Genomic DNA, 24,599 nt, shown 5'->3' with positions numbered 1-24,599 from the left:
TGTTGACTCACCTGATTGCAACCAAACGGAGTTATATCCTATGCCAAATAAGATCAAGATTGTCACTATCGGTGGGGGTTCCAGCTACACGCCAGAGTTGATTGAAGGGCTTATCCTGCGTCAGGCGCAGTTGCCGATTGCCGAGTTGTGGCTGGTGGATATTGAGGACGGCGCAGAGAAGATGGAAATTGTTGGCAGTATGGCAAAGCGCATGATTGCGGCCGCCAAACTCGACTGGCAGGTTCATCTTTCTCTCGATCGTAAGGAAGCGTTAAAGGATGCGGATTACGTGACCACGCAGTTCCGTGTGGGGTTGCTGGATGCGCGCTTAAAAGATGAAGTGATTCCGTTGGCCAATGGTTTACTGGGTCAAGAAACCAACGGTCCGGGCGGAATATTTAAGGCGTTTCGTACGATTCCGGTGATTCTCGATATTATCGAGGATATGCGTCAATTGTGCCCTCATGCCTGGCTGGTGGATTTCACTAATCCGGCAGGCATGGTGACCGAAGCGGCGATTAAATATGGCAAGTGGGAAAAAACCGTCGGTCTGTGCAATGTGCCGTTCGGTCATATCACGCAGGCCAGCAGCGTACTCGGTGTGGAAGAGAAAGATCTCTATTTCAAATTTGCCGGTCTTAACCATTTCCACTGGCATCGCGTCTGGGATCAGCAGGGCAATGAACGCACCGCCGAACTGATTGATAAAATCTACTCGCCAGAGCAGCAGGAAAAAAGCGATGAAGGGCTGAAAAATATTCATCAGATTCCGTTCAACTATGACCAGGTGAAACATCTCGGCCTGCTGCCCTGCGGCTATCACCGCTATTACTATTTGCAGGAACCGATGCTGGCCCATGCCATCGAGGAGTTCGAACAGTATGAAACTCGCGCTGAAGTGGTGAAGAAAACCGAAGCGCGGCTGTTCGAGTTATATAAAGACGTCAATCTTAACTATAAGCCTGAAGAGTTAAGTCAGCGGGGCGGGGCGCATTACAGCGATGCGGCTTGCGATCTGATTGCTTCGATTCAAAATAACAGCGGAAAATTAATGGTAGTCTCAACGCGCAATAACGGCGCGATTGCCGATTTGCCGTTTGATTGCGTGGTGGAGGTCACCGCTGCCATCACTTCTCATGGCGCAGAACCGCTGCGTTGGGGAGCGTTACCGCCTGCGGCGCGGGGCATGATTCAGTTAATGAAAGCCATGGAAGAAACGGTGATTGAAGCGGCCGTTAGTGGCGATTACGGCGCAGCATTACACGCCTTCACGATTAATCCGCTGATTCCGGCGGGCGAAACGGCGATAAAAGTGCTGGATCAATTGTTGTATGCCCATAAAGACTATCTGCCGAAGTTCGCCAGTAAAATTGCCGAGATTGAGAAAACCAAACCGGAAATCGTCGCTTTCGTCGATCAGTTACTGGCCGACAGACATGCGCACAGGGCGTGATGAGGTTTTTTCTGGATTGGATGATGCAGGCAGGAGACGGAAGAGGGTGCCCGGATGAACATCGCTGGGCACCGAAGTAAAGTACTCACCGTCCTGCTGGGCGGTGAGTCGAACAGCATTACGCGGTGAGTTCGTTACGGACGATTGCTGCACCCGCGCTCAAGGCTTCCAGCTTGCCTCTGGCCACGCGGCGCGACAGTGGCGTCATACCGCAGTTGGTCGAAGGATAAAGCTTATCGGCATCCACAAACTGCAGCGCTTTACGCAAGGTGTTAGCCACTTCTTCCGCGGTTTCAATGGTGTTAGTCGCCACATCAATGGCACCGACCATCACTTTTTTACCACGGATCAGCTCAATCAGATCCATTGGCACGCGCGAATTCTGGGCTTCCAGCGAAATGATATCGATAGAAGACTTTTGCAGTTTAGGGAACACTTCTTCATATTGACGCCACTCGGTGCCGAGGGTCTTTTTCCAGTCGGTGTTCGCTTTAATGCCATAGCCATAGCAAATATGCACGGCGGTTTCGCACTTCAGACCTTCAACGGCTCTTTCCAGTGCGGCAATGCCCCAGTCATTCACTTCATCGAAGAACACGTTAAATGCAGGTTCATCAAACTGAATAATATCGACACCGGCTGCTTCTAGCTCTTTCGCTTCCTGGTTAAGAATTTTGGCAAATTCCCAGGCGAGTTTTTCACGGCTTTTGTAGTGACCATCATAGAGGGTATCGATCATGGTCATTGGGCCTGGCAAAGCCCACTTAATCTGTTGTTTGGTTTGCTGGCGCAAGAATTTAGCATCTTCAACAAACACCGGCTTTTTACGCACCACTTCGCCAATGACACTTGGCACGCTGGCGTCATAGCGATTGCGGATCTTCACAATCTCACGCTTTTCAAAATCAACGCCGCTGAGATGTTCAATAAAGGTGGTGACGAAGTGCTGGCGCGTTTGCTCGCCATCACTGACGATATCAATGCCCGCTAATTGCTGATCCTGCAGGGATAACAGCAGAGCATCTCTTTTGCCCTCGATTAATTCATCACCCTGCAGTTTCCATGGCGACCACAGCGTTTCAGGTTGAGCAAGCCAGGCCGGTTTCGGTAAGCTTCCTGCAGTTGAAGTAGGCAATAACAATTTCATAATCAATAACCTTTTATATTGGCTTAATCAAAGAACGTATTGTGCAGACCACTGCTCAAGAATTTCTTGATAGGGTTTGATGAAGTGCTCTTCCGTAAACTTCCCCTGCTCAATTGCCAACTGGCTGCGTTCTTCTCGATCGTAAACAATGCGCGTTAATGAATGGTCGCCATGCGTCAGGCTTGGCTGATAGCACTGGCCTGCGGCAGAGTTGGCATTGTAAATCTCTGGGCGGTAAATCTTCTGGAACGTCTCCATGGTGCTGATGGTGCCGATCAGTTCCAGATCCGTGTAATCATTCAGCAAGTCACCGGTGAAATAGAAGGCTAATGGCGCGACGCTGTTTTCAGGCATGAAATAGCGCGCCTGCAAGCCCATTTTGCCGAAATAGTGGTCGGTGAGGGACAGTTCATCTTGCTGATATTCAAAGCCCAACACCGGATGCTGATAGTCAGTGCGGTGATAGGTATTTTTGCTCGACACGCTCAGGCAGATCACCGGCTTTTTATTAAAGCGCTCCTGATAAGCCGCCGAGTTAACGAAGCTTTTAAAGATATTGCCGTGCAGATCGCCGAAACCTTCCGGCAGGCTGAAACCGGATTGGTTGTTATTGGCCGCCAGCAGACGCACGCTAAAATCGTAATCACGCACGTAAGAGGAGAAGTTATTACCTACGATACCGTCGGTACGCTGCTGAGTTTTGCGATCAACAATATTGGTTTTCAGTATCTCAATAACCGGGAAGGTTTTACCATTGCCTTCAATATCAATTTCCGCAGAAATGATTTCCAGCTCAACGGCATAACGATCGCCTTTTGGGTTATCCGCGTGCGCCAGAGAGTTGAAACGGTTGTTCATCATCATTAAGGCATTGCGCAAATTCTGCTGGCGGTTGGTTCCTCGTGCCAGGTTAGCGAAGTTCGTGGTGATACGCGTATTCTCAGAGGGGTTGTAGTGCTCATCGAAAACGCTGCTCTTAATTGAAAATGCAAAATCGTTGCTCATGATGCTCGGGTATCCTGATTTCTGCTGCAAAACCTCCCCGATTTCAGACGGGTTGCCTTGATGCCTGGCCTACCACCTGCGGGAGAATTCACATTGTCTTAAGTCAATAACAATGCGAATTTTATGCCAGAGTCCCTCAGCGATTGATAGTGATTAAATTTCAAAGCTGCATGAGCCAATTTCATGAGCGGGCTCACACTCTGGATCAAGGCTGTCAGAAGGGGGGATTGATGCGGAAAAGCGAGCGGTGACGGTGGAATAGGTCAGCGAGGTAAGCAAAGTGAGAGTGACGGTACGCGAGCGCGATGCGGAAGAATTTACTTAATGAGAAATAAAAAATCCACGCCAGGCGTGGATTTTTTTTTCTGATTTTAATTCAACATGATCAAATCATAGACTTAAATATAGACGTTGAACCGTGAGATTTATCGTATCTTATTGAAATTTGTTTTTTTAATTAAAGGTTAACATTAAGAATACTCATTTTGGAGTTGGTTTGCTTTCGTAATGCGAAGGTCATAGGTTTGACTCCTCTTATCGCACCAATCAAGCATCTCTCAGAGTCTCCTTCAGTTCATTTAAACCCTTTATAATCAGCACATTCAAGTTCAAGCTTGTATTCAGGTGTCTATTGACACACCCCAAAATATACATGCATATGGGGGGACATTTGGGGTATGTGCTGTTCGGTCTTATGGAGATAGCAGAGTCAATTCTGACAGCAAATAGATAAGGATAATTGCCGCCAGCTCTGCATCCATGTAACAGCTACTCGTATGTTTATGCAGAACCAATTCAACTTCATTCTGATGCGAATGACTCACAAGCATTCGCATACCTTCAAAATTTCTGCTTGAAAAGCATGCTTAATCAATAATTATTTTCCTTTAAATCAATAAATTAATTTTGATTGCATTTTGGTTTGAACCCTTACGATTTAGACGTATTATTTTGAGATTAATCCACTTGCTCAACCTTCATTGCTGCTTATGAGTGTGCGTGAGGAATGATTTTAAGGTTATATATCATGGAGTTATTGAAGTTTCTGGCGGCGATTTTAGTCATTTACTTGTTGTTTTTTAGAAAGAAAAAACGTAAATCTCCAAAGTCTTATGCTTCAAGCCCTGTGAAAGCACCGCCAAAAGAATGGCTCGCTGACATCAAGAAAAAAGAGGCGGTTGTGCGAAACAATGATAGTGAAGACGATAACCTTGCAACTTTTACATTGAGCGATGGCCGGGGTGTTGAAGTTCGGGTGACAACCAATCATTACCGGAACACCTCCAAATCAGCAGGTGCACTAGCTCGATGGGTACTTCCGGGTGAGATGATAACTGTAGCCGGTGTAGCAATTAGCGGTGGCCACATTTACGCGGGGCAACGTATGAAGCCCTCCGGTCAAGAATCAGGTGGCTATTATGACGATGGAAGTGAGGCATCATTAATTGATGACACATGTAAGATAAAACCTACTTCTTATCTTTACGAGGACAGTTCATTAGGATACTGGCCCAGTTTTTCCTCTCTTTCCCCAGAAGCACGCGGTGCGTATGTCAGTTGGCTCGCCAGCGATAGGTCTGATCCATCGTGTCCTATCGGCTATGTTTTTATCTACCTCTACGGCCTGGAAAGAAAAGCGCTTGTAGATTCCACTGACCAAAAATGCCCTGATGCTGAGTTCAGCAACCTGTTCAATGAAGTTGCTCGGTTAAGAGCGGTATTCAATGAGAACCGCTCCTTCCGTGTATATTCGACCCAATTGCTCGAAGCCATGTCTATTCTGCGCCCGGACTTGGGTTTAACCACTGTGCTCGATAGCGATTCTGGTTTCAGCAACGGCATGCAATTTAAGCTGACTCTGGCAAAAACTGTACATGAAGGAGTTCCTGTATCAGCTGAACTGGCGTTGAACTGGGTAATAAACCATACCGAGTATTCACTGCGTACCCCGGCTCGCCGCTGTGCTAAAGAGTTTGCTGCGCTTTTCAAACGGCGTTACACCCTCAAATATGGTGAAGGGATGGTCGTTAAGGCGAATAAAACGCGCCTACGTTTAGATTACACACCAGCAAGTCCTAGTTTGCGAGGTGTCCGACTTCCTGTTCCTGACCTGCCTGATCCAAGTGCATTGAAGGGGCCTGTCCAAAAAATTGTGGCTCTTGCTGACATATGTACAGATGAACTTGATGCTTACAGTCGCTACCTTGGCCGGAAAGGTACGTCAGTCAATGATACGGCTGCAATTATGTTGCTCCCTTCAGAGATCGTTAATGAAAGCGCAGAAAAAATATTAAGCTCATTCAAACGCTGGGCTGATGAGGCGATCCTCGAAAAAGAGGGGCGAGTATCAGTTGCTGACTTTTGGGCACATATGAATGCCGGCTGTCCAACTAAAATCAATAAAAAAGAGGCCGACTTGATGCAGGCCTTTGCTCTGAAGATGGGTTACGGTCTGGCACCTGACCCGTGTTATCACCATGTGAAGGCGGATGTTGATGGGACACTTGTTCTATTCCCTGCCGCCGAAGGTGGACGCTTCTCACCTTCTCCTGAATTTATCTCAGCAGTAATGACGCTCAGATTAGGGGCGATGGTCGCCTTGATTGACGATTCTCTTGATCAAGCTGAACAGAAAGTGCTTGAGAATGCCATCAACAACAATCCTGTCTTCACCGATGATGAAAAGCGTTCTCTACATGCGTACTTAACGTGGCAGCTTCATACCCCAGCCAATATGACGGGAATGAAAAGCAGGATTGAGTTGATGGGGACCGCGGAAAAAGTTGCTGTGGGTAAAATAATCGTTAGTGTTGCCTGTTCGGATGGGACAATAGCGCCTGCCGAAATCAAACAGCTTGAGAAGATTTATTCAAGTTTGGGGCTGGACCCCTCATCTGTCTCGAGCAATATCCATCAGCATTCCGCAACTGAACATGGTCTCGTCTCGTCTTTACCAACGGATCAGCCAGCAGCAGGGTTCACACTGGATGCTAATGTACTTGCCCGCCACGAATCTGCCACGGATGATGTTCGTAAATTGCTGAACACAATTTTCACCGAAGAAGAACTGGAAGAGCCAGAAAGCGCTCCAGCCTCATTAACGGAGGCGGGGGGTCTTGACTCCGCACATAGCCAGCTTTATCGCAGTTTGCTGGAGAAAGAACAGTGGTCCCGAAAAGAGGCTACAGAATTGTGCGGAAATTTGAATTTGATGCTCGGCGGTGCGCTTGAGGTGATCAATGACTGGTCCTATGCGGTGGTTGATGCTCCAGTACTGGACGATGCCGATGATGATATCTGGGTTGACCTGGAAATTGCCAAAGAATTAGAGGGATAGTGAATGTCTGTAACACGTATAAGAGTGAAAGAACGCGACGCTATTATTCAGTCACTTAAATCAGGTGTAACGCCAAGGATAGGTATTCAGCATATCCAGGTTGGCCGTGTGAATGAGATCACCGCTCTCCATCAGGATATTGAGAGGATTGCTGACGGTGGGGCAAGCTTCAGACTTATCATCGGTGAATATGGTTCTGGTAAAACGTTCTTTCTGAGTGTTGTGCGCTCTATTGCGCTAGAGAAGAAGCTGGTGTCAGTCAGTGCTGACCTTTCTCCTGATAGACGTATTCACTCATCGGGAGGTCAGGCTCGTAACCTCTATTCAGAGCTTATGAAAAACATGTCCACCAGAAATAAGCCGGATGGTAATGCGTTACTTAGCGTTGTTGAAAGATTCGTTACGGAGGCAAGAAAGGAAGCGGACACGGACGGCTTCGAGGTTTCATCAGTTATTCATAAACGCCTGGCAGCTCTGTCAGATATGGTCGGTGGATATGACTTTGCGAAGGTCATTGATGCATTCTGGCGCGGGCATGAGCAAGATAACGAAACGCTAAAATCCAATGCTATTCGCTGGTTGCGGGGAGAGTACACCACCAAAACTGATGCCCGTAACGATCTCGACGTTCGGACTGTTATCTCAGAGGCTTCATTCTATGATTCATTGAAGCTGATGAGCCTTTTTGTCCGCCAGGCAGGCTATGCCGGTCTTTTGGTCAGCCTCGACGAAATGGTGAACCTCTTTAAGCTGAATAATACGCAAGCAAGAACAGCGAACTACGAACAGATTTTGCGGATCCTGAATGACTGCCTGCAAGGCTCAGCCGAGAACATTGGTTTTATCCTCGGGGGTACGCCAGAGTTTCTTTTCGATCCGCGTAAAGGTCTTTACAGCTATGAGGCGCTCCAGTCGCGTCTGGCGGAAAACCGGTTCGCGCAAAAAGCAGGAGTGATTGACTACTCATCCCCCACTTTGCATCTTGCCAGCCTCACCCCTGAGGAACTGTATATTTTGCTGAGAAATCTTCGTCATGTTTATGCAGGTGGAGATCCAGAGAATTATCTGGTACCAGATGAGGCACTGACTGGATTTCTGCATCACTGTAGTAAAACCATTGGAGACGCTTACTTCCGTACCCCTCGTAATACCATAAAAGGTTTTCTGGATATGCTTGCCGTGCTGGAACAAAACAGAACGATTAACTGGCAAACACTAATCGAGGGTGTGGCGATTGAAGAGGACAGGCCCAGCGATATGGATGACGCCACTACGGAGGAAAGCGATGACGACGACGGACTGGCGAACTTCAAACTATGAGCAGTGCCTACGATAGCCTCGATCCCCGCGTTCGTAAGTGGGTTTACAAGCAGGGGTGGTCTACATTAAGGCCCTTGCAGGAGAGTTCTATCCCGGTAATTTTAGCCCGTGATCGAGACGTGCTAATCAGTGCAGGTACAGCAGCGGGTAAAACAGAGGCTTTCTTTCTTCCTGCCTGTTCGGCAGTTGCAGATCTCACGAATGGATTTGGCATCGTCTATATCAGTCCGTTGAAGGCATTGATTAACGATCAATACCGTCGTCTTGAGAGCCTTGGAGATGCATTGGAAATGCCAGTGACTCCCTGGCACGGGGATGTACCACAAAGCGAAAAGAAGAAGGCTCGGACGAACCCTGCTGGCATTTTACTGATTACACCTGAGTCACTTGAGTCTTTGCTCATAAATTCAATGGGCTGGCTCAAACAGGCGTTTTCTTCAGTCGCATACATCGTTATTGATGAGTTTCATGCTTTTATTGGCTCAGAGCGTGGTGTACAGCTGCTTTCTCTGCTCAATAGAATTGACCATGTGCTAGGTCGCCAGGTAAATCCAATTCCCCGCGTTGCGTTGAGTGCCACGCTGGGGGAACTGGAGAAAGTGCCCGAAATGTTGCGCCCGGACAAACGACTCCCCTGCGTAACTGTTACAGATAGTAATAGCACGGCCACTCTTCAGGTACAGGTCAAAGGGTACCTGGAGCGAGTGATCCAAAAAGAGGAAGAACTTCAGATTTCAGCTGAACATGACGTTTGCGCTGACATTTTTAGACTTTGCCGTGGCGATTCTCATTTAGTCTTTGCAAACAGCCGAAAGCGCACTGAAAGCATTGCGGCAACGCTGAGCGACATGTGTGAGGAACAAATTGTTCCGAATGAATTTTTCCCCCACCATGGTTCCCTTGCCAAAGAATTACGTGAGGCGCTTGAATCTCGTCTTCAGAAAGGAAATTTGCCCACAACAGCTGTTTGTACAATGACGCTCGAGTTGGGAATTGATATCGGTAAGGTTAAGTCGGTTGTACAAGTTACGCCTCCGCATTCTGTTTCCAGTCTACGTCAGCGTATGGGACGTTCTGGGCGACGCGACTCCCCATCAGTACTCAGAATGCTAATTACAGAAAATGAGCTTACTGTGAGTAGTAGTATCGTTGATCACCTACGACTCCAGTTGGTGCAGTCGATGGCAATGATCAGATTGATGATCTCTAAACAATGGTTTGAGCCTGCCGATTCCCGGCAGATGCATTACTCCACGCTGCTACACCAGATTCTTGCAATTACCGCACAATGGGGTGGAGTTCGTGCCGACCAGCTTTGGTCACAACTATGCCAGACAGGGCCGTTCAGAAATGTAGATTTAAACGATTTCAAAAGCCTGCTTAAACATATGGGAGCATGTGGGCTACTCACTCAACTCGCTAGTGGCGAAATGGTTGTTGGGGTAGAGGGGGAGAAACTGACTAACCATTACACTTTTTATGCCGTGTTCAATACACCAGAAGAGTTCCGCATTGTCACCGGAAACAGAACCCTTGGAACAGTGCCTGTGGACTCCCCACTGCTACCAGACCAACACATCATCTTCGGTGGGCGGCGCTGGAAAGTGACAGAGATCGAGACAGAGAAAAAAGTTATCTATGTAGAGGCAACCAAAGGCGGTCAGCCACCACAATTTAATGGGGGAGGAATGTCTGTCCATGATGCCGTTCGTCAGGAAATGCTCGCTATCTATAGGGAAGGTGATTACCGCATAGCAATAGGTAGCAAGAAAGTAGATTATGCCGATACTGCCGCCAGAAACCTATTTGCGGAAGGCTGTAGTAACTTTCAGCGTTTTAAACTTCAAAATGAGTGTTTTATTACGAGTGGACAACACTGTTACGTAATACCCTGGATGGGGGATAAAGTTGTCAATACGATTACAGCCTTGCTCATACGCTGTGGTTTTAAAGCTAATTCATTGGCTGGAATTATAGAAATTGACGGCTCAAGTGTCGCTTCTGTTCAACAGGCACTTAAAGGTATGCTGCTGTCAGGCTTGCCTTCAGCGTTTGATCTTGCTGTAAATGTTCCAGAAAAGTATTTAGATAAATATGACGAATACTTACCAGAGTCTCTGCTTGCGAAAGGATATGGGGAAAAAGCGTATGACATTGAAGGTACTCGTATTTGGTTGAAGCAGCACCTTCAGTAAACTGGCTACACATAAAGGGGATCCGTTCCCTCTCTAGATTGAGGCCAATTGATGATATCATTGTTCACTCTTGGCTCGGATCTGCAAGAAATCGAGGTCATAAGGTCTGCTTTGAGCGAGTAGCAGACATTTAAACCGTCTCCGCCATAATCATGAAGGGATTAACTGTTGATAGAAAAACCTATCTGATAGCTGTTATATTTATCCACAGTAAGCTATTGATGGTTTAACAGAAGATAAAACATCAATAACATCTTCACTTGTAACGATTAAGTAATGAATTATTCTATCATTATCATGGATATTAGCACTTTGATTATTAAACCAATGCAAATATTTCGACCCTTCAATTTCATAAAATCCTGTAAGCATTTTTCCGTTGAATTCAGCTTGGCGCTTTAATAAATCACCTTCATCTGTCACGCGAAAAGAATGTATCCACTCAAAAACTATCTCAATTTCATCTCCTTTGCTTTTTTCAGTTGAAGATAGCGTAATCTGTAACATGCTTGACGAATATTTGAAATCTACCAGCATTCTGTTTTTAAAACAAAAGCCATCACTCTCAATACCTACCAGTTTTTCAATCATATAGTATCCTAAATGCCTTTTAGGCCACTTTCATCAATAGAGAGTAACTTACCTAAGCGTCAACCTGAGTGCTTTAACTCCTTAATCTACTGCAGTGCGGACTTATCAACGACTGCTTTTGGCACTAAGCGGGCTAAAGCCGACAGATTTGAAGAGATAAGGGTATAGATGAACTATCCATACCCTTGAACGATTACTTCCCAGTTGATTTGCTTGGTTTCAGTCCTGGGGTATTACCGGGTGTATCCTTATTATCACGTCTGCGTTGATCGGGTTTTCCTGTTGATTTTGCAATTGGTTTTGGACCAGGTTTAAGCCCCATAATCGTGCTCCTTAGCGTTGTCAGAGGTTATTCCTCAGTGTGGATATAAGTGGAGCTATAAGAATTATCAAGCTCGGATGGGCGTTGGATAATGACTACTAGAATATTATGTGAGCAATGTCAGTGTTTGACATGTAGCGACCGGTCCGATACTGACGTAGGTTGCAGATTGTTCGCGATGCGCCCTCAACAATGAGGGCCACATCGGAGATTGTCAGACTGATTGCGCCAATTGCCGATGCAGGACCTGCAGACTAGTGCCCGCCCCTGCCCATGCAGCAACCGAGCCGACCACATACAGGTTTTGCTTGGCGCGTGAGATGGCTACATTGATTATGTTTGGCGGGCTTGCCGCCCACTGACGCGCCCTTTGCTGACTCGCTTTCGGCGCACCCAGCAACAGGATGACCGTGTCCGCCTCTCGGCCCTGGAACGTGTGGATCGTGCCTACACGATCACGGCACCACTCATCCAACTTTACGCCGAACGTTCGCAGCAGGTCGGTTTCTCTGTCGAGACGCCGACGCATGTTCTGCTCTACGATCTTGAATGGTGTAATGATAAATACGTCTGGATTTGCAATGCCCGATGCTGCCAGCTCTTTTAGCATTCGTACAACCGCTTCGCCCTCATCGGGACACCACTTCGTCTCAGCATCGCCATTGATATCCACCCAGCGAGATCTCCCCAATGCCGAGCCGATAGATCCAGGTCTTTTAGGTCCGACAGCATGGACCATTTGCTTGGCATACGCGATGGAGTTAGAAACGTCGAACATTGGGTTCTGGCAACGCCTATGAACGAGGAGTGGCAGCCCGACTTCTCGATCACCTACGTCCATGACGAAGGTGGATTTGAAGCGCGATGCCTGATCAGCAAGGGTCTGCGTGGATGCAGCGGGGGCAGACCATTCGACTTGGTCAATGTCAAAGAACTTGCAGATTTCGGCGTTCAGCTTTTCAGGAAGTGAAACTACAGGTGGGATTTGCAACGGGTCACCTACCACGATGGAGCGCTTTGCCCGCATGATAGCTCCAACTGCTGCCTGAGGAACGGCCTGGCCCGCTTCATCTACCAGAAGCCAGCCAATGCTCTCTGGTGGTAGATCCCCGAACATCGTCCGAACAGAGGCGAATGTCGTGGACACGGTCGGCACAACCATGAAAAGGCTCGACCAAAGGTCGGGGAGAAGTTCACGGTGAGCGGAAGACTGGAAGGCACCAGCCACCATGCCCGACATCAATAGCCCAAGATTGTGTTGCAAGCGGCTGGCCGAAGCATCGATGAACGTTTTATGCACAGTCAGGGCAGCGGCGAACAGATCCTCCCGCAGGCGATGAACCTCATCGGGAAGCCATGGCGCAGTCAGGTGGATAGCCTCGTGCTCGCGCTCGAAGAATCTCTCATCAACGACCCTGTCTCCCATGCGGTTTCGTGCCTCTGCCTCGGTTGCCTTCAATTTCGAGGCAGCCTGACACTTGCTGGAAATTTCCTGGTCGAGTTGCTGTAACTGGGACTCAGTATTGTTCCACTCAGCCCTTGCAAGCTCCAGGGCACCGTCTGTCTCCTGCGCCCGTAAGACTGATTGCTGCAAGGTCGCCGAGAGCTTCTGCAGTGTCGATCTCCACGACTTCCAGGTCGCAGTCGCGAACAAACGGGAGAAGAAACCTGGACGGCCAGCAAGATGGCTGTCGAGCATGATCTTATCCTGCTCGATCTGCGATTTTGCCTTCTCATGCTCCCGTTGGCAGGATTCAGCAATCTGGTGTGCCTCTTCGACGGCTTCATTCAGACTCGGTCGACGCTCTTCAGCCCTTTGAAGTTCGGTGATCGCTCCCTTGAGCGCCTGGATATCCCGTCGCATCTCTTCGATGCTGGCGATTTCGGCGTCTACCGTTACCTTGAGTTTAAGAAATGCGGTTCGCGCTTTCAGCCAGGTCGCAGCAGCATCCGCTTCGTTGGTGCTGGGCCGCTCATTGACTACCACGCTGGGCATTACGCGATCGATGATTTTGCCAGTTCGTTCGTCCTTGATCTCACGCATGACATTTATGCCGCGAGCTGCTTTCAGGTAGGTAAGGAAACCACCGTCTTCATTCCACCAGAAACCTTGCTGGAACGCGCCTCGGTTGCTGCTCTTGCCGAGAGCTGCGGCGATCAGCCCCCAAGTTTCGACAGGGTCGGAGGGGATGTCACCCTCGGCGTCGGTCTCGAAATAGCCGACGCGTTTGGGGTTCGCAATCAGGTCGCTGATGGACCGGAAATAGGCGATTTGTCCATGGCGACCATTGGCTTCCTTGAGAGGAAGCTCTTTACTGACGTTCTCGACCGCTTTGTTATTGGAGGACGCAACAACGATCTCATGGCCCTTTAAGGATGCATGTAACTTGTAGAAGTGTAGGAAGGCATTGGAGCCGAATGCCAGCTTCTCGCCTGTTGTGGAAAAGGCATCTTGCGGTTTGTTGAAGCCGCACATCGCTGTGGCCCGATCAAGAATGCATCCAACGACAATATCTCGCAGAAGAGTGGTTTTTCCAGTACCCGGTGGCCCATTGACACCGATGATACCAGAAGCATCATTCAGCTCAGCACGCGCCGCATTCACGGCAGCCTGTTGAAGCAGTACCAATGGATGGCCGCCTTTCGAAGGCCAACGAGCCTGCGGCATGAGCGACGGTGCGACGAATGGCTCAACTGCGGAAATGGGCGATAGCACGTCGATTTTTTGGTCAGGCCTGCCAATTCCCATATAGCGGCGCAAACCTGTTCCGGCTTTGCCCGTCTCGAGCAATTTGGTTGCTTCACCGAGATCTTCAAGATAGAAGGAATTCAGTAGCGAAGGTTCAGGCGGCGCCTTGGTCTTGAAATGATGAAACACCTTAATCGCGAATGTGGGTGGCTCAACCAAATGCTCGGGTACACCGAACTGAGACACAAGCCATTTATAAGCGTTAAGAACGACATCCAAATCGATCGGTATGGGTTCTCCATCCTCGTTGTGGCGGCGAACCATTCGATCCAGATGCTCGATAATGCGCGGTTCAACATTCGGCCAATTCCCTAAGCTCCCAAGCTTCTGGTCGAGAGCCGGCTTGAGTGCCCAGGCAAAACTGGAAACGGCAACGCCTTTGTCCTCAAGCACATAGCCTTCTTTGTCGATCAGGATCGAGCCGATGGCCGCTTTCTTACCGTCCGGGCGTGAACGCTCCTCATCCTCGCCAAAAACCTCGACCAGCTCGTCCGTCGCCTTGTCGAGAGCGATGGAGCCGAGGACGATCTCGAAATAAAGCTTATAACTGGGCTTGCTGCGGGCATTTGGTCCCCATGGAACACCTCGCTCCAATAGAGCAACCCTGGAGCGGTCGCCGGTTGCCATATCCTCTGGGCGTTTATAACCTTGAGGCGATAGTGCTTCGAGGGCTGTCCATGCTGCCAGTATTGCTCGCGCATCATTCGCCTTATCCGACGGAGAGAAAGACGAGAGTGGACCTAGATCGATTTGGCCTTTGTCGAATTGCTGTCGCTTGGCAGTGTCTGGGATAGCCTTCGGTTGCATTTGCTCTACAGCTGCAGGTGCATTGTGGGGCACAGCTTGAGAAAATTGTATGGACGCCGAACCGGGATTACATGTTGATGGGCTGGAAGCCGACATGGCGACCTCGCTGCGGTCGCTAAGTGCAGTTAGAGATTGCTCGATTTTAGACGTCAGCGTCCGCGCCCTGGCAGTGTTGCGAAAGGTCAGCTCGCTCAACAGCTGTTCAAGTTCACTAACATTGTTGCGGGACTGTTCGAAGATTGTTTCCAGATCGAAGATAGATTTTTGCGCATACTGCCGTGTCTTCATTTATTTCTGCGGCTCCATATCCCTTCAGTAAAGAGATATTATGCTAATTTGCTTGATTTCTAAATGTATTAACTTGCGTTCCTGACACAGATCCAGATCTCGGTGGGATGGCTGGTTACGTGTGAAGACGCACTGTGTGCAAATCAATATAATGCAGGTTCGTTGGTATATGACTCGATGGTTGATGGCTAGTGACCCTGACCCCGAATATGATCCTTGCATAATCAGGAATAACCGGCTTCAGGTTGGCTGTTTATTCTGGCAACCTGCAGATTTTTCGGCGAATTCGGATGGGGTCATCCACCCCGGCGCAGAATGGGGACGATTCTGGTTATAGTGTATGCGCCAAGCCTCGATTTTGCGCCGGGCATCCTCCATGGACATAAACCAGTTCTCGTTCAGGCACTCCTGACGCAACCTGCCGTTGAATGATTCCACCGTGGCATTATCCGTGGGCGTACCTGGCCGTGAGACGTCAATCCGGATATCACGTTCGTACACCCACTTATCCAGCATTTTTCCCGCAAATTCAGAGCCATTATCTGTTTTAGGAGCTGCGGTAACGGACGTCTCAACGCGATGATATTCAGCATCCCAGCCACTTCTGAAGAGCGCAGGTTCTGGCCTACGCAGATGCCCAGATATTCGCGCGTGTAGAGATCGATTACCGTCAGCAGGCGAAGCCGCCCACCGTCAAACCGCGCATCATAGACAAAATTCATTCCCCATAAGTGATTGGGATACAGCCCCTGCGGCTGGGGTTGACGTTTCAGCGCAGATTTATTGCGGCGGGGGCGTTTTAACCGCAGCGATAATCCCAGCTCGCTGTAAAGCCGATAAATACGCTTGTGATTATCGCGCCAGCCTTCCCGTTTCAGCATGACGTGAATCCTGCGGTAGCCATAGTGGACGCGGGTTTCGGTTATCTCCCTGATGCGCAGCCGCAGCGCGCAGTCGTCAGCCGCAACAGAGCGGTAACGGAACGAACTGCGGCTGATCTTAAGCGCGAAACAAACCTGTCTTTCACTGGCGCTGTAGCGGGTCTGCAAGTCCCTGACCCACACGCGCAGGCGTGCCAGCGTCAGCTCTTTTTTGCCAGAACGTCCTGCAGCATGGCCTTGTCGAGGCTCAAATCTGCAACCAGCTTCTTCAGGCGTAGGTTTTCCACCTCGAGCTGCCGCATATGCTTCAGTTCTGAAGGAGAAATCCCGCCGTACTTTTTGCGCCAGGTGTAAAACGTGGCATCGTAGATGCCCAGCTTGCGGCGGACTTCCGGTACGGGCGTACCCAGTTCAGCCTGCTTCAGGGCAAAGACAATCTGCTCTTCGGTGAATCGTGACTTTTTCATCGGCACAACCTCCGCTCAGGGAAGTGAATATCATGCCGGAATTCTGTTTCTGAATGGAGCAGGATTTCGGGTCAGGGTCAGTACTCACTTAAAATGAAGATGGAAGATTGTTGTACTCATCAAAGTACTCATTTTTGACAGCGTTGTTACGAGATGAATTGAGACATTCTGAAATGAAAAATCCACGCAATTGCGTGGATTTTATAGGGTTTTTCTGTTGTTATGAGATTCAGCGAAACCTGATGAGACAGCAGATTTTATTTAGACGTTGAACAGGAAGTTCATCACGTCGCCATCTTTCACGATGTACTCTTTACCTTCCGAGCGCATCTTGCCGGCTTCTTTCGCGCCTTGCTCACCTTTGTAGGTGACAAAGTCATCAAACGCGATGGTCTGTGCGCGGATAAAGCCTTTCTCGAAGTCGGTATGAATCTTACCGGCAGCCTGTGGCGCGGTCGCACCCACAGGGATGGTCCATGCGCGCACTTCTTTCACACCAGCGGTGAAGTAAGTTTGCAGGTTGAGCAGGGCATAACCTGCACGGATCACGCGGTTCAGACCCGGCTCTTCCAGACCCAACTCCGCCATGAACTCGTCACGCTCTTCGTCATCCAGCTCAGCAATGTCGGATTCAACGGCTGCGCACACTGGCACCACCACTGAACCTTCGGCTTCCGCAATCGCACGCACCTGATCGAGGTAAGGGTTATTTTCAAAACCGTCTTCGTTAACGTTGGCGATATACATGGTTGGCTTCAGGGTCAGGAAGCTCAGGTAGCGGATGGCCGCTTTCTCGTCTGCATCCAGTTTCAGCGCGCGCAACATGCCAGCTTCGGACAGGTGCGGCAGGCACTTCTCTAATGCAGCCAGTTCAGCTTTAGCATCTTTGTCGCCGCCTTTGGCTTTCTTCTGGCAACGCTGAATGGCACGTTCACAGGTATCCAGATCGGACAGCGCCAGTTCGGTGTTGATGACGTCAATATCTTCCGCCGGGTTCACTTTGCCGGAAACGTGAATAATATTGTCGTTCTCGAAGCAACGCACCACGTGGCCGATAGCTTCGGTTTCACGGATGTTGGTCAGGAACTGGTTACCCAGACCTTCACCTTTGGATGCGCCTTTCACCAGACCGGCGATATCGACGAATTCCATGGTGGTCGGCACAACACGCTGCGGCTTAACGATTTCGCTCAGCTGATCGAGGCGCAGATCGGGCATTGGCACCACACCGGTGTTAGGCTCGATGGTGCAGAACGGAAAGTTGGCTGCTTCGATACCCGCTTTGGTCAGCGCGTTGAACAGGGTGGATTTACCGACGTTCGGCAGGCCCACAATACCGCATTTAAATCCCATGGTCTGATTACCTTTCTCACTGAGTGTGCGGCACTGGCTGGCAGCGCCGACAGATTCAAAAAATTTCGCGCATTATACACAGAATTGCCTTCTGCGGCGCGGGAATTGGCCTTAGCCAGCCTTGAACGCATGCAGGCGGTTCATCGCCTTGATTTTGTCTTCTTTCAGCCACAACTCAGTACAGCGCACCGCTTCATCCACGGCATCATCAATCAGCTTTTGCTCGCTGGCTGGGGGTTTACCCAGCACGAAGCCGGTGACTTTATTACGATCGCCGGGATGGCCAATGCCAACCCGCAGGCGATGGAAATTGTTGTTATTGCCCAGTTTACTGATGATGTCTTTCAGACCGTTGTGTCCGCCGTGTCCACCGCCCTGTTTAAATTTGGCGATGCCCGGAGGCAGATCCAGTTCATCGTGTGCCACTAAAATCTCTTCCGGTGCGATGCGATAAAACGTCGCCATCGCGCCCACCGCTTTGCCGCTGAGGTTCATAAAGGTAGTGGGCACCAACAGGCGCACATCTTCACCCGCCAGTGACAGGCGCGCGGTATAGCCGAAAAATTTTGGCTCTTCTTTTAACGACTGATTATGTCTTTCGGCCAGCAAATCCACATACCAGGCACCCGCGTTATGACGCGTTGCGGCGTATTCAGCGCCGGGATTGGCCAGCCCCACAATCAGTTTAATGCTGCTCACGATGTTTATCCTGTCTTGCTGCGGAAAGGGCGATAGTTTACTGCCTGCAAGCGGCGATGACAAAGGGTGCTGAGCACAGATGATACCTCTGAGTGACTTATCAATTTCTATCGAAATCAAGCCTCTGGCCGTAAAGAAATGTCAGAAATTGTGAAGGATGTGTGATCCTGCCCGCAACTTAACCTGCGGTCATTGCCTAAACTTATGACAAGTTAACCATACGTGCTGTTTTGCTTTTTCATAAGGATGGGGGTGAATCATGAAACGTCAACAATGCCGCTATTTAGGTAATGGCCTGATGTGTTTAGGTTTACTGACGATGGTGTTAGGCGTCGGCTATTCCATTATTAATCAGCTGCCTGCGTTAAACCTGCCGCAATTTCTTGCCCATGGTGCCATGTTCAGTATCTTTGTCGGGGCACTGCTGTGGCTGGTCGGCGCGCGTGTCAGTGGACGTGAGCGTGTTGAAGACCGTTACTTCTGGTTGCGCCATTACGGTGACAAACGCTGCCGCCGCGATCACTCCTCACATTAAGAGAGAGCCGCTTCCTGCATCGGCTGTAACTGCACGAAATAACGCTCGACGCGGTTACGGCCACTGGCTTTTGCACGATACAACGCTTCATCTGCCAGCCCGAGTAAAATCGGGAAGGTGTGATCGCGATGATAAGCGGTGGCATAGCCAATACTCACCGTGTAGCAAACATCGTTAGGCTGTGAGAGCTGCGTGGCCAGTCGGATTCGCTCACACACACGTTCCGCAGCTTCACTATCGCCTGGTAAAATCGCCGCAAACTCTTCGCCACCCAAACGGGCGAAGTGACCCTCTGCGGGTAATAACGCCTGCACCACCTGACAAAAATCGATCAATACGCGGTCACCCTGCTGATGGCCGTAACGATCGTTGATGCCTTTGAAATGGTCGAGATCAAACAGCACGGCCGAGTAAACCAGGGGTTGCGGATTACGCGTGTTGCGTAAAACTAATCTGTCGGCTTGCTCGAACAGGGCGCGACGATTCCAGACGCTGGTCAGGGGATCGTGAAGCGAAGCGCGTTTGTGAGCTATCTGCGTGCGTTCGTTGACCATCGCCAGAATGGTAAAAGTCAGGCCAATCACAAACAGAATGGACTCCAGAATCACATAAACCGAAAAACTCGAACCTGCTATTGCACCGCGCACCGGTGTGGCGATGGCGTCATCAAGGAAGATACGCGCCACGTGAAACAACAGATGGATCCATAGCAACATCTGTGCGGGCCAAAAAGTCACTTGCAGGGCATCGCGTGATTGCCATAACAACCTTATCAGTGCGCCGGTGTAAATGATACACAGCAGGCACAGCACTAAAACGCGTTTAGGCTGACTGGCATAAAACTGTGGGAACGTGCAAAGAATGGCCCATAACAGTGCGCCCGCTAACCAGCTGAAGCCTAAGGGCTTATTGCAGAAAGCACGGAAAGCATTGAGCAGATTGCCGTAGGCCAGCAGCATCACCACGTTGCCAACAGCAATGGGGAGAAAAACAAAGCCAGCACTGCGCAGACTGCTGAGGAAGACCGCCATCAGGGTCAACGTGAGCGCCAGCGTAGTGAACCCCAGCACGCGATCGTACTGTGCACCTACCCAGGCGAACACCAAAATAATGCTCAAAAACCCCAGCACATAGAGCTCGCAAACAAACAGCGTGTAGATGTCGAGAGTCATAGTGGTCGGAGTTCTCAGAAAAAAGTGTGGAGAAAATACCACTAATCAATGGCCCGCTAAAGCGAAGCATCGCATGTCGTTTGAAAAGAGTGTAAGGCAGGGAGAATAGCGAGTTTTAACGAAATTTATCGCGAAAATATCTGCGCTGAAAGCGGCTTAATCGGTAAATGAAGCGGATGGTCAGAAATAAAAACCGGGCGCGGGGCCCGGTTTCATGCAATGTATTAATGTTCGAACATTGCGGAGATGGACTCTTCGTTACTGATACGGCGAATCGCTTCGGCCAGCATGCCAGAGAGCGTTAAGGTACGCACGATTGGCAACGCTTTCATCTCGTCTGACAGTGGAATGGTATCGCACACGATAACCTGATCGATCACTGACTTACGCAGGTTTTCCACCGCGTTGCCAGAGAAGATTGGGTGAGTCGCATAAGCGAAGACACGTTTCGCACCGCGTTCTTTCAACGCTTCAGCTGCTTTGCACAGCGTACCGCCGGTGTCGATCATATCGTCGACCAGTACACAGTCACGACCCGCCACGTCACCGATGATGTGCATCACCTGAGAAACGTTCGCACGCGGGCGACGTTTATCGATGATAGCCATGTCAGTGTCATTGAGCAGTTTAGCAATAGCACGCGCACGCACGACGCCGCCGATGTCCGGGGAAACCACAATCGGGTTTTCCAGGCCAATCTGCAGCATATCTTCCAGCAGGATTGGGCTACCGAACACGTTATCAACCGGGACATCGAAGAAGCCCTGAATCTGTTCGGCGTGCAGATCAACCGTCAAAACACGGTCAACACCTACGCTGGAGAGGAAATCGGCGACCACTTTGGCGGTGATAGGCACACGAGCAGAACGCACGCGGCGGTCCTGACGGGCATAACCAAAGTAAGGGATAACAGCAGTAATACGACCAGCAGAAGCCCGACGCAACGCGTCGACCATCACAACCAGCTCCATCAGATTATCATTGGTGGGGGCACAGGTGGACTGGATGATGAAAATATCACCACCGCGTACATTTTCGTTGATCTGTACACTTACTTCACCATCACTGAAACGGCCGACAGCGGCGTCTCCGAGGCTAGTGTAAAGGCGGTTGGCAATACGTTGTGCTAGTTCCGGGGTGGCGTTACCAGCAAATAGCTTCATATCAGGCACGAGAAGAACCTCAGGCTTGGCGTCCAGAGAATGAACGTTTCAAAAGTAACCGGCGAATACTTTTGAAGTCGTTCATACGGGTGTGTTAATGCGTCACGTGCAGTGCCTGGAACAGGGTGGCACTGTCACGCAAACGCTTAGAGCCCGGAAAGGGTACGTTGCAACGGCGAGTGATTAAGCCCGCGAGCCACAAATCCGTTAATCCATTTCGGGGCAAGCTCCAGCACCTGACGAGCAGCGGACTCGGTGTTAAATTCAGCAAACACACAAGCTCCCGTCCCGGTCAGGCGCGACGGCGCGTATTCTAGCAGCCAGGAAAGCAGCGCATCAACCTCGCGAAAACGTTTTCTTGCCACAGCTTCACAATCATTGTGAAAAGGACGCTGTAACAGTTCATCTAATGTGCGTATCGGTGAATTGCGCGTCAAGTCAGGATCGCGAAAGATATCCGGCGTGCCGATGCTGATGCCAGGATGCGCCACCAGATACCATTTTTCTTCCGGTTCGGCGGGCTGAATCTCTTCGCCAACCCCTTCAGCAAAGGCAGCGTGACCGCGCACGAACACCGGAACATCGGCACCGAGCTTGATACCCAGCGTGGCTAACTCATCCACGTTAAGACCGGTTTGCCACAAATGGTTGAGCGCCACCAGCACGGTCGCGGCGTCAGATGAGCCTCCACCGAGACCGCCACCCATCGGCAGGCGTTTCTCCAGCGCAATTTGCGCACCCGCGTTTTCGGGCAGCGTACCGCGAACGGCCGCTGCCTGTTTTAACATTCGCGCCGCCCGCACGATCAGGTTCTCGTCGTCGGCAACGCCCGCCAGAGGCGTCAACAGCGTAATTTTCCCGGTGCTATCAGGCGTGATTTCCAGCGTGTCGCCGTGATCAAGAAACTGAAACAGCGTTTGCAGATTGTGGTAGCCGTCAGCTCGACGGCCAGTAATGTAGAGAAACAGATTCAGTTTTGCCGGAGCAGGCCAGGTGGTGATCATTGCGTGGTCCAGCTATCCATGCGCAGTTTGATACGCTGACCACCTTCTGTCAGTTCCAGGTTGGCCGGCAGCGGTGGATTGACCTTGCTGTCATAATCAGCGATGTTCACTTTCCACTGCTGGCCATTACGGCTGTAATTCACACTCTGCAACTGATAGCTGTTGTTGAGCTGATAATCCGTGGCATCACCCGGCAGACCCATCATCCACTGACGCAGATTCGCGAGTGGGATATCCATGCCGGTCAACTGTGAAATCATCTTCTCAGCGTCATTGCTCACATAGCGCTTGCCTTTGTTATCGACGATTTGCACCACCGAACCCTGCGCATCAAGTTGCAACTCGGTGCTGCCTAGCGGATTGGTTAACAACAGACGATAGCGATCGGCGGCAGTTTGCTGCCAGTTAAAGCGCGCATAGACTTTTTGCTTGTCAGAGAGATAAGCAAAGGCGCCACGCGTTTGATATTGGGTGATTTTCTCAACGGCTTGTTGATGCTGCTGCCATTGTGGTGACGTGGTGCTGGGGCCAGGACCTTGTGGTTTGTTGATGCTACAAGCAGCCAGCAATACGCTGGCAAGGGGCAAAAGGCGCAACAGCTTGCGCGGGGGCAAATGCATCACGTGGTCGTCTCCTCAGACACGTTTTTACTTCGTAACCGATAACGCTAACCATCCAATACTATGCCGTCAATGCCGATGTAAGGATAATTGCGCACGATCAGTTTAATCTTATTACAGTCATAGCCTTTGTATGGCTTTTCTTGATCTGTGGCATCTTGTAGAATGCGCTTCACAAAGCCCTGACAAATATTGGGACATCCCAACCCGAATCACCATGACGCTGCTTGCTCTCGGAATCAACCACAAAACCGCACCTGTTGCGCTGCGCGAACGCATTGCGTTTCTGCCAGACACGCTGGATCAGGCTCTGAATAGCCTGCTATCTCAGCCGATGGTTCAGAGTGGTGTGGTGCTCTCAACCTGTAATCGTACTGAACTCTATCTCAGCGTAGAGCAGCAGACAGATTTGCAGGAGAGGTTGGTGCGCTGGTTGTGCGAGTATCACGATCTGCGTGAAGAGGATGTCCGCGCCAGCCTTTACTGGCATCAGGACAACGCCGCCGTCAGCCATCTGATGCGCGTTGCCAGCGGTCTGGATTCGCTGGTATTGGGCGAACCGCAAATTCTCGGCCAGGTTAAAAAGGCCCATGCTGATTCTTCGCGTGACCATGCGCTAAGCAGCGAGCTGGAACGCATGTTCCAGAAAACCTTCTCCGTCGCCAAACGTGTTCGCACCGAAACTGAAATCGGTGCCAGCGCGGTCTCTGTCGCCTTCGCTGCCTGTTCTCTGGCGCGTCAAATCTTCGAATCACTCAGCACGGTAAATGTGTTGCTGGTGGGCGCCGGGGAAACCATCGAGTTGGTGGCGCGTCATCTGCGTGAACATAAAGTGCAGAAGTTGATGATCGCCAACCGCACGCGCGAACGTGCACAGTTGCTGGCCGATGAAGTGGGCGCCGAAGTGATTGGGTTGGGCGATATTGAAACGCGCCTCGCCGATGCGGATATCATTATTTCTTCTACCGCCAGCCCGCTGCCGATTATTGGCAAAGGCATGGTGGAGCGCGCGTTGAAAGCACGTCGCAACCAGCCGATGCTGCTGGTGGATATCGCCGTACCACGTGATGTCGAACCTGAAGTGGGCAAGCTGGCGAACGCCTATTTGTATAGCGTCGATGATCTGCAAGCGATCATCGAGCAGAATATGGCGCAGCGCAAAGCCGCTGCCGTCCAGGCCGAAAGCATTGTCGTGCAGGAAAGTGGCGAATTTATGGCGTGGCTGCGTGCGCAAAGCGCGGGCGACACCATTCGCGAATACCGCTCACAGGCTGACGACGTGCGTGCCGAGTTGCAGGAGCGTGCGATTGCCGCGCTGCGTCAGGGCGCGGATGCCGAGAAAGTCTTGCAAGAGTTAGCGCACAAGCTGACCAACCGACTTATTCATGCACCAACCAAATCACTGCAGCAGGCCGCGCGCGATGGCGACAGCGAACGCCTGCAGATCTTACGTGACAGCCTCGGTTTAGAGTAATCTGGTCTGTCACGACT

16 protein-coding genes and 1 pseudogene are annotated in these 24,599 nt (G+C 50.4%); 6 read left to right on the top strand and 11 right to left on the bottom strand.

Going from position 1 to position 24,599, the window contains the following annotated elements:
* Positions 1-40: 40 nt before the first annotated feature.
* Complete coding sequence (locus VH86_RS11585) at positions 41-1,453, top strand: 6-phospho-beta-glucosidase (protein ID WP_045832953.1); 1,413 nt, start codon at positions 41-43, stop codon at positions 1,451-1,453.
* 118 nt (positions 1,454-1,571) lie between these two features.
* Here VH86_RS11585 and VH86_RS11580 read toward each other — a convergent pair whose 3' ends face one another.
* Together VH86_RS11580 and VH86_RS11575 are read right to left on the bottom strand one after the other, a co-directional pair.
* Positions 1,572-2,600 (bottom strand): methionine synthase, encoded by a 1,029-nt coding sequence (locus VH86_RS11580; RefSeq protein ID WP_045832952.1) that lies wholly within the window; start codon positions 2,598-2,600, stop codon positions 1,572-1,574.
* 27 nt (positions 2,601-2,627) lie between these two features.
* Complete coding sequence (locus VH86_RS11575; RefSeq protein WP_045832951.1) at positions 2,628-3,605, bottom strand: DUF1852 domain-containing protein; 978 nt, start codon at positions 3,603-3,605, stop codon at positions 2,628-2,630.
* Between the two features lie 1,027 nt (positions 3,606-4,632).
* Here VH86_RS11575 and VH86_RS11570 point away from each other — a divergent pair.
* Genes VH86_RS11570 through VH86_RS11560 form a run of 3 tightly spaced genes read left to right on the top strand, consistent with a single transcriptional unit; the run spans position 4,633 to position 10,457 of the window.
* The gene (locus VH86_RS11570) at positions 4,633-6,942 is read left to right on the top strand and encodes a TerB N-terminal domain-containing protein (protein ID WP_045832950.1); all 2,310 of its coding nucleotides are present in this window, start codon (positions 4,633-4,635) and stop codon (positions 6,940-6,942) included.
* A gap of 3 nt (positions 6,943-6,945) precedes the next feature.
* A complete protein-coding gene (locus tag VH86_RS11565; protein ID WP_045832949.1) occupies positions 6,946-8,262 on the top strand; it encodes an ATP-binding protein in 1,317 nt (438 codons plus the stop codon).
* Positions 8,259-10,457, top strand: coding sequence for a DEAD/DEAH box helicase (locus tag VH86_RS11560; protein WP_045832948.1), 2,199 nt, complete (start codon positions 8,259-8,261; stop codon positions 10,455-10,457). The genes VH86_RS11565 and VH86_RS11560 overlap by 4 nt, the downstream gene beginning before the upstream one ends.
* Positions 10,458-10,658: 201 nt before the next feature.
* On the opposite strand, the gene VH86_RS25735 is transcribed toward VH86_RS11560, so the two are convergent.
* The 5 genes and pseudogenes from VH86_RS25735 to pth form a co-directional block, all read right to left on the bottom strand.
* The gene (locus tag VH86_RS25735) at positions 10,659-11,048 is read right to left on the bottom strand and encodes a hypothetical protein (protein ID WP_045832947.1); all 390 of its coding nucleotides are present in this window, start codon (positions 11,046-11,048) and stop codon (positions 10,659-10,661) included.
* 536 nt (positions 11,049-11,584) lie between these two features.
* Positions 11,585-15,214, bottom strand: coding sequence for an ATP-binding protein (locus VH86_RS11550; protein WP_045832946.1), 3,630 nt, complete (start codon positions 15,212-15,214; stop codon positions 11,585-11,587).
* Positions 15,215-15,454: 240 nt separating this feature from the next.
* Positions 15,455-16,562, bottom strand: a pseudogene (locus VH86_RS11545) (IS3 family transposase).
* Between the two features lie 261 nt (positions 16,563-16,823).
* Complete coding sequence (ychF, locus tag VH86_RS11535) at positions 16,824-17,915, bottom strand: redox-regulated ATPase YchF (protein WP_034824290.1); 1,092 nt, start codon at positions 17,913-17,915, stop codon at positions 16,824-16,826.
* A gap of 111 nt (positions 17,916-18,026) precedes the next feature.
* On the bottom strand, positions 18,027-18,614 hold the full coding sequence (gene pth, locus VH86_RS11530; protein WP_038646426.1) for an aminoacyl-tRNA hydrolase: 588 nt from the start codon (positions 18,612-18,614) through the stop codon (positions 18,027-18,029).
* A gap of 259 nt (positions 18,615-18,873) precedes the next feature.
* On the opposite strand from pth, the gene ychH reads away from it, so the two are divergent.
* Complete coding sequence (gene ychH / locus VH86_RS11525; RefSeq protein WP_045816019.1) at positions 18,874-19,149, top strand: stress-induced protein YchH; 276 nt, start codon at positions 18,874-18,876, stop codon at positions 19,147-19,149.
* On the opposite strand, the gene VH86_RS11520 is transcribed toward ychH, so the two are convergent.
* From VH86_RS11520 to lolB, 4 genes are all read right to left on the bottom strand, one after another.
* Positions 19,146-20,321, bottom strand: coding sequence for a GGDEF domain-containing protein (locus VH86_RS11520; protein ID WP_045832944.1), 1,176 nt, complete (start codon positions 20,319-20,321; stop codon positions 19,146-19,148). The two genes, ychH and VH86_RS11520, sit on opposite strands and share 4 nt — an antisense overlap.
* Positions 20,322-20,545: 224 nt before the next feature.
* Positions 20,546-21,493, bottom strand: a complete 948-nt coding sequence (prs, locus tag VH86_RS11515; protein WP_034824282.1) for a ribose-phosphate diphosphokinase — start codon at positions 21,491-21,493, stop codon at positions 20,546-20,548.
* 137 nt (positions 21,494-21,630) lie between these two features.
* Entirely contained in the window at positions 21,631-22,485 is an 855-nt protein-coding gene (gene ispE / locus VH86_RS11510) for a 4-(cytidine 5'-diphospho)-2-C-methyl-D-erythritol kinase (RefSeq protein ID WP_197080212.1), read from the bottom strand.
* Positions 22,485-23,108, bottom strand: a complete 624-nt coding sequence (gene lolB, locus VH86_RS11505) for a lipoprotein insertase outer membrane protein LolB (protein WP_045832942.1) — start codon at positions 23,106-23,108, stop codon at positions 22,485-22,487. The genes ispE and lolB overlap by 1 nt, the downstream gene beginning before the upstream one ends.
* 217 nt (positions 23,109-23,325) lie before the next feature.
* Between lolB and hemA the strand changes: the two genes are divergently transcribed.
* Complete coding sequence (gene hemA / locus VH86_RS11500) at positions 23,326-24,582, top strand: glutamyl-tRNA reductase (protein ID WP_045832941.1); 1,257 nt, start codon at positions 23,326-23,328, stop codon at positions 24,580-24,582.
* Positions 24,583-24,599: the final 17 nt, after the last annotated feature.

The sequence above is a fragment of the Pantoea sp. BL1 genome, assembly GCF_000963985.1.
Lineage (GTDB): Bacteria > Pseudomonadota > Gammaproteobacteria > Enterobacterales > Enterobacteriaceae > Pantoea > Pantoea rwandensis_B.
Note: the sequence above shows the minus strand (reverse complement) of the source record. Positions and strands in the feature narration are given on the sequence as shown.

Bases quoted from the DNA above. Each gene is read 5' to 3' on its own strand.
- hemA (WP_045832941.1), top strand. From the start codon at position 23,326: ATGACGCTGCTTGCTCTCGGAATCAACCACAAAACCGCACCTGTTGCG.
- ychH (WP_045816019.1), top strand. From the start codon at position 18,874: ATGAAACGTCAACAATGCCGCTATTTAGGTAATGGCCTGATGTGTTTA.
- VH86_RS11585 (WP_045832953.1), top strand. From the start codon at position 41: ATGCCAAATAAGATCAAGATTGTCACTATCGGTGGGGGTTCCAGCTAC.
- VH86_RS11560 (WP_045832948.1), top strand. From the start codon at position 8,259: ATGAGCAGTGCCTACGATAGCCTCGATCCCCGCGTTCGTAAGTGGGTT.
- ychF (WP_034824290.1), bottom strand. From the start codon at position 17,915: ATGGGATTTAAATGCGGTATTGTGGGCCTGCCGAACGTCGGTAAATCC.
- VH86_RS11565 (WP_045832949.1), top strand. From the start codon at position 6,946: ATGTCTGTAACACGTATAAGAGTGAAAGAACGCGACGCTATTATTCAG.
- VH86_RS11520 (WP_045832944.1), bottom strand. From the start codon at position 20,321: ATGACTCTCGACATCTACACGCTGTTTGTTTGCGAGCTCTATGTGCTG.
- lolB (WP_045832942.1), bottom strand. From the start codon at position 23,108: ATGCATTTGCCCCCGCGCAAGCTGTTGCGCCTTTTGCCCCTTGCCAGC.
- VH86_RS11580 (WP_045832952.1), bottom strand. From the start codon at position 2,600: ATGAAATTGTTATTGCCTACTTCAACTGCAGGAAGCTTACCGAAACCG.
- VH86_RS11550 (WP_045832946.1), bottom strand. From the start codon at position 15,214: ATGAAGACACGGCAGTATGCGCAAAAATCTATCTTCGATCTGGAAACA.
- VH86_RS11570 (WP_045832950.1), top strand. From the start codon at position 4,633: ATGGAGTTATTGAAGTTTCTGGCGGCGATTTTAGTCATTTACTTGTTG.
- VH86_RS25735 (WP_045832947.1), bottom strand. From the start codon at position 11,048: ATGATTGAAAAACTGGTAGGTATTGAGAGTGATGGCTTTTGTTTTAAA.
- VH86_RS11575 (WP_045832951.1), bottom strand. From the start codon at position 3,605: ATGAGCAACGATTTTGCATTTTCAATTAAGAGCAGCGTTTTCGATGAG.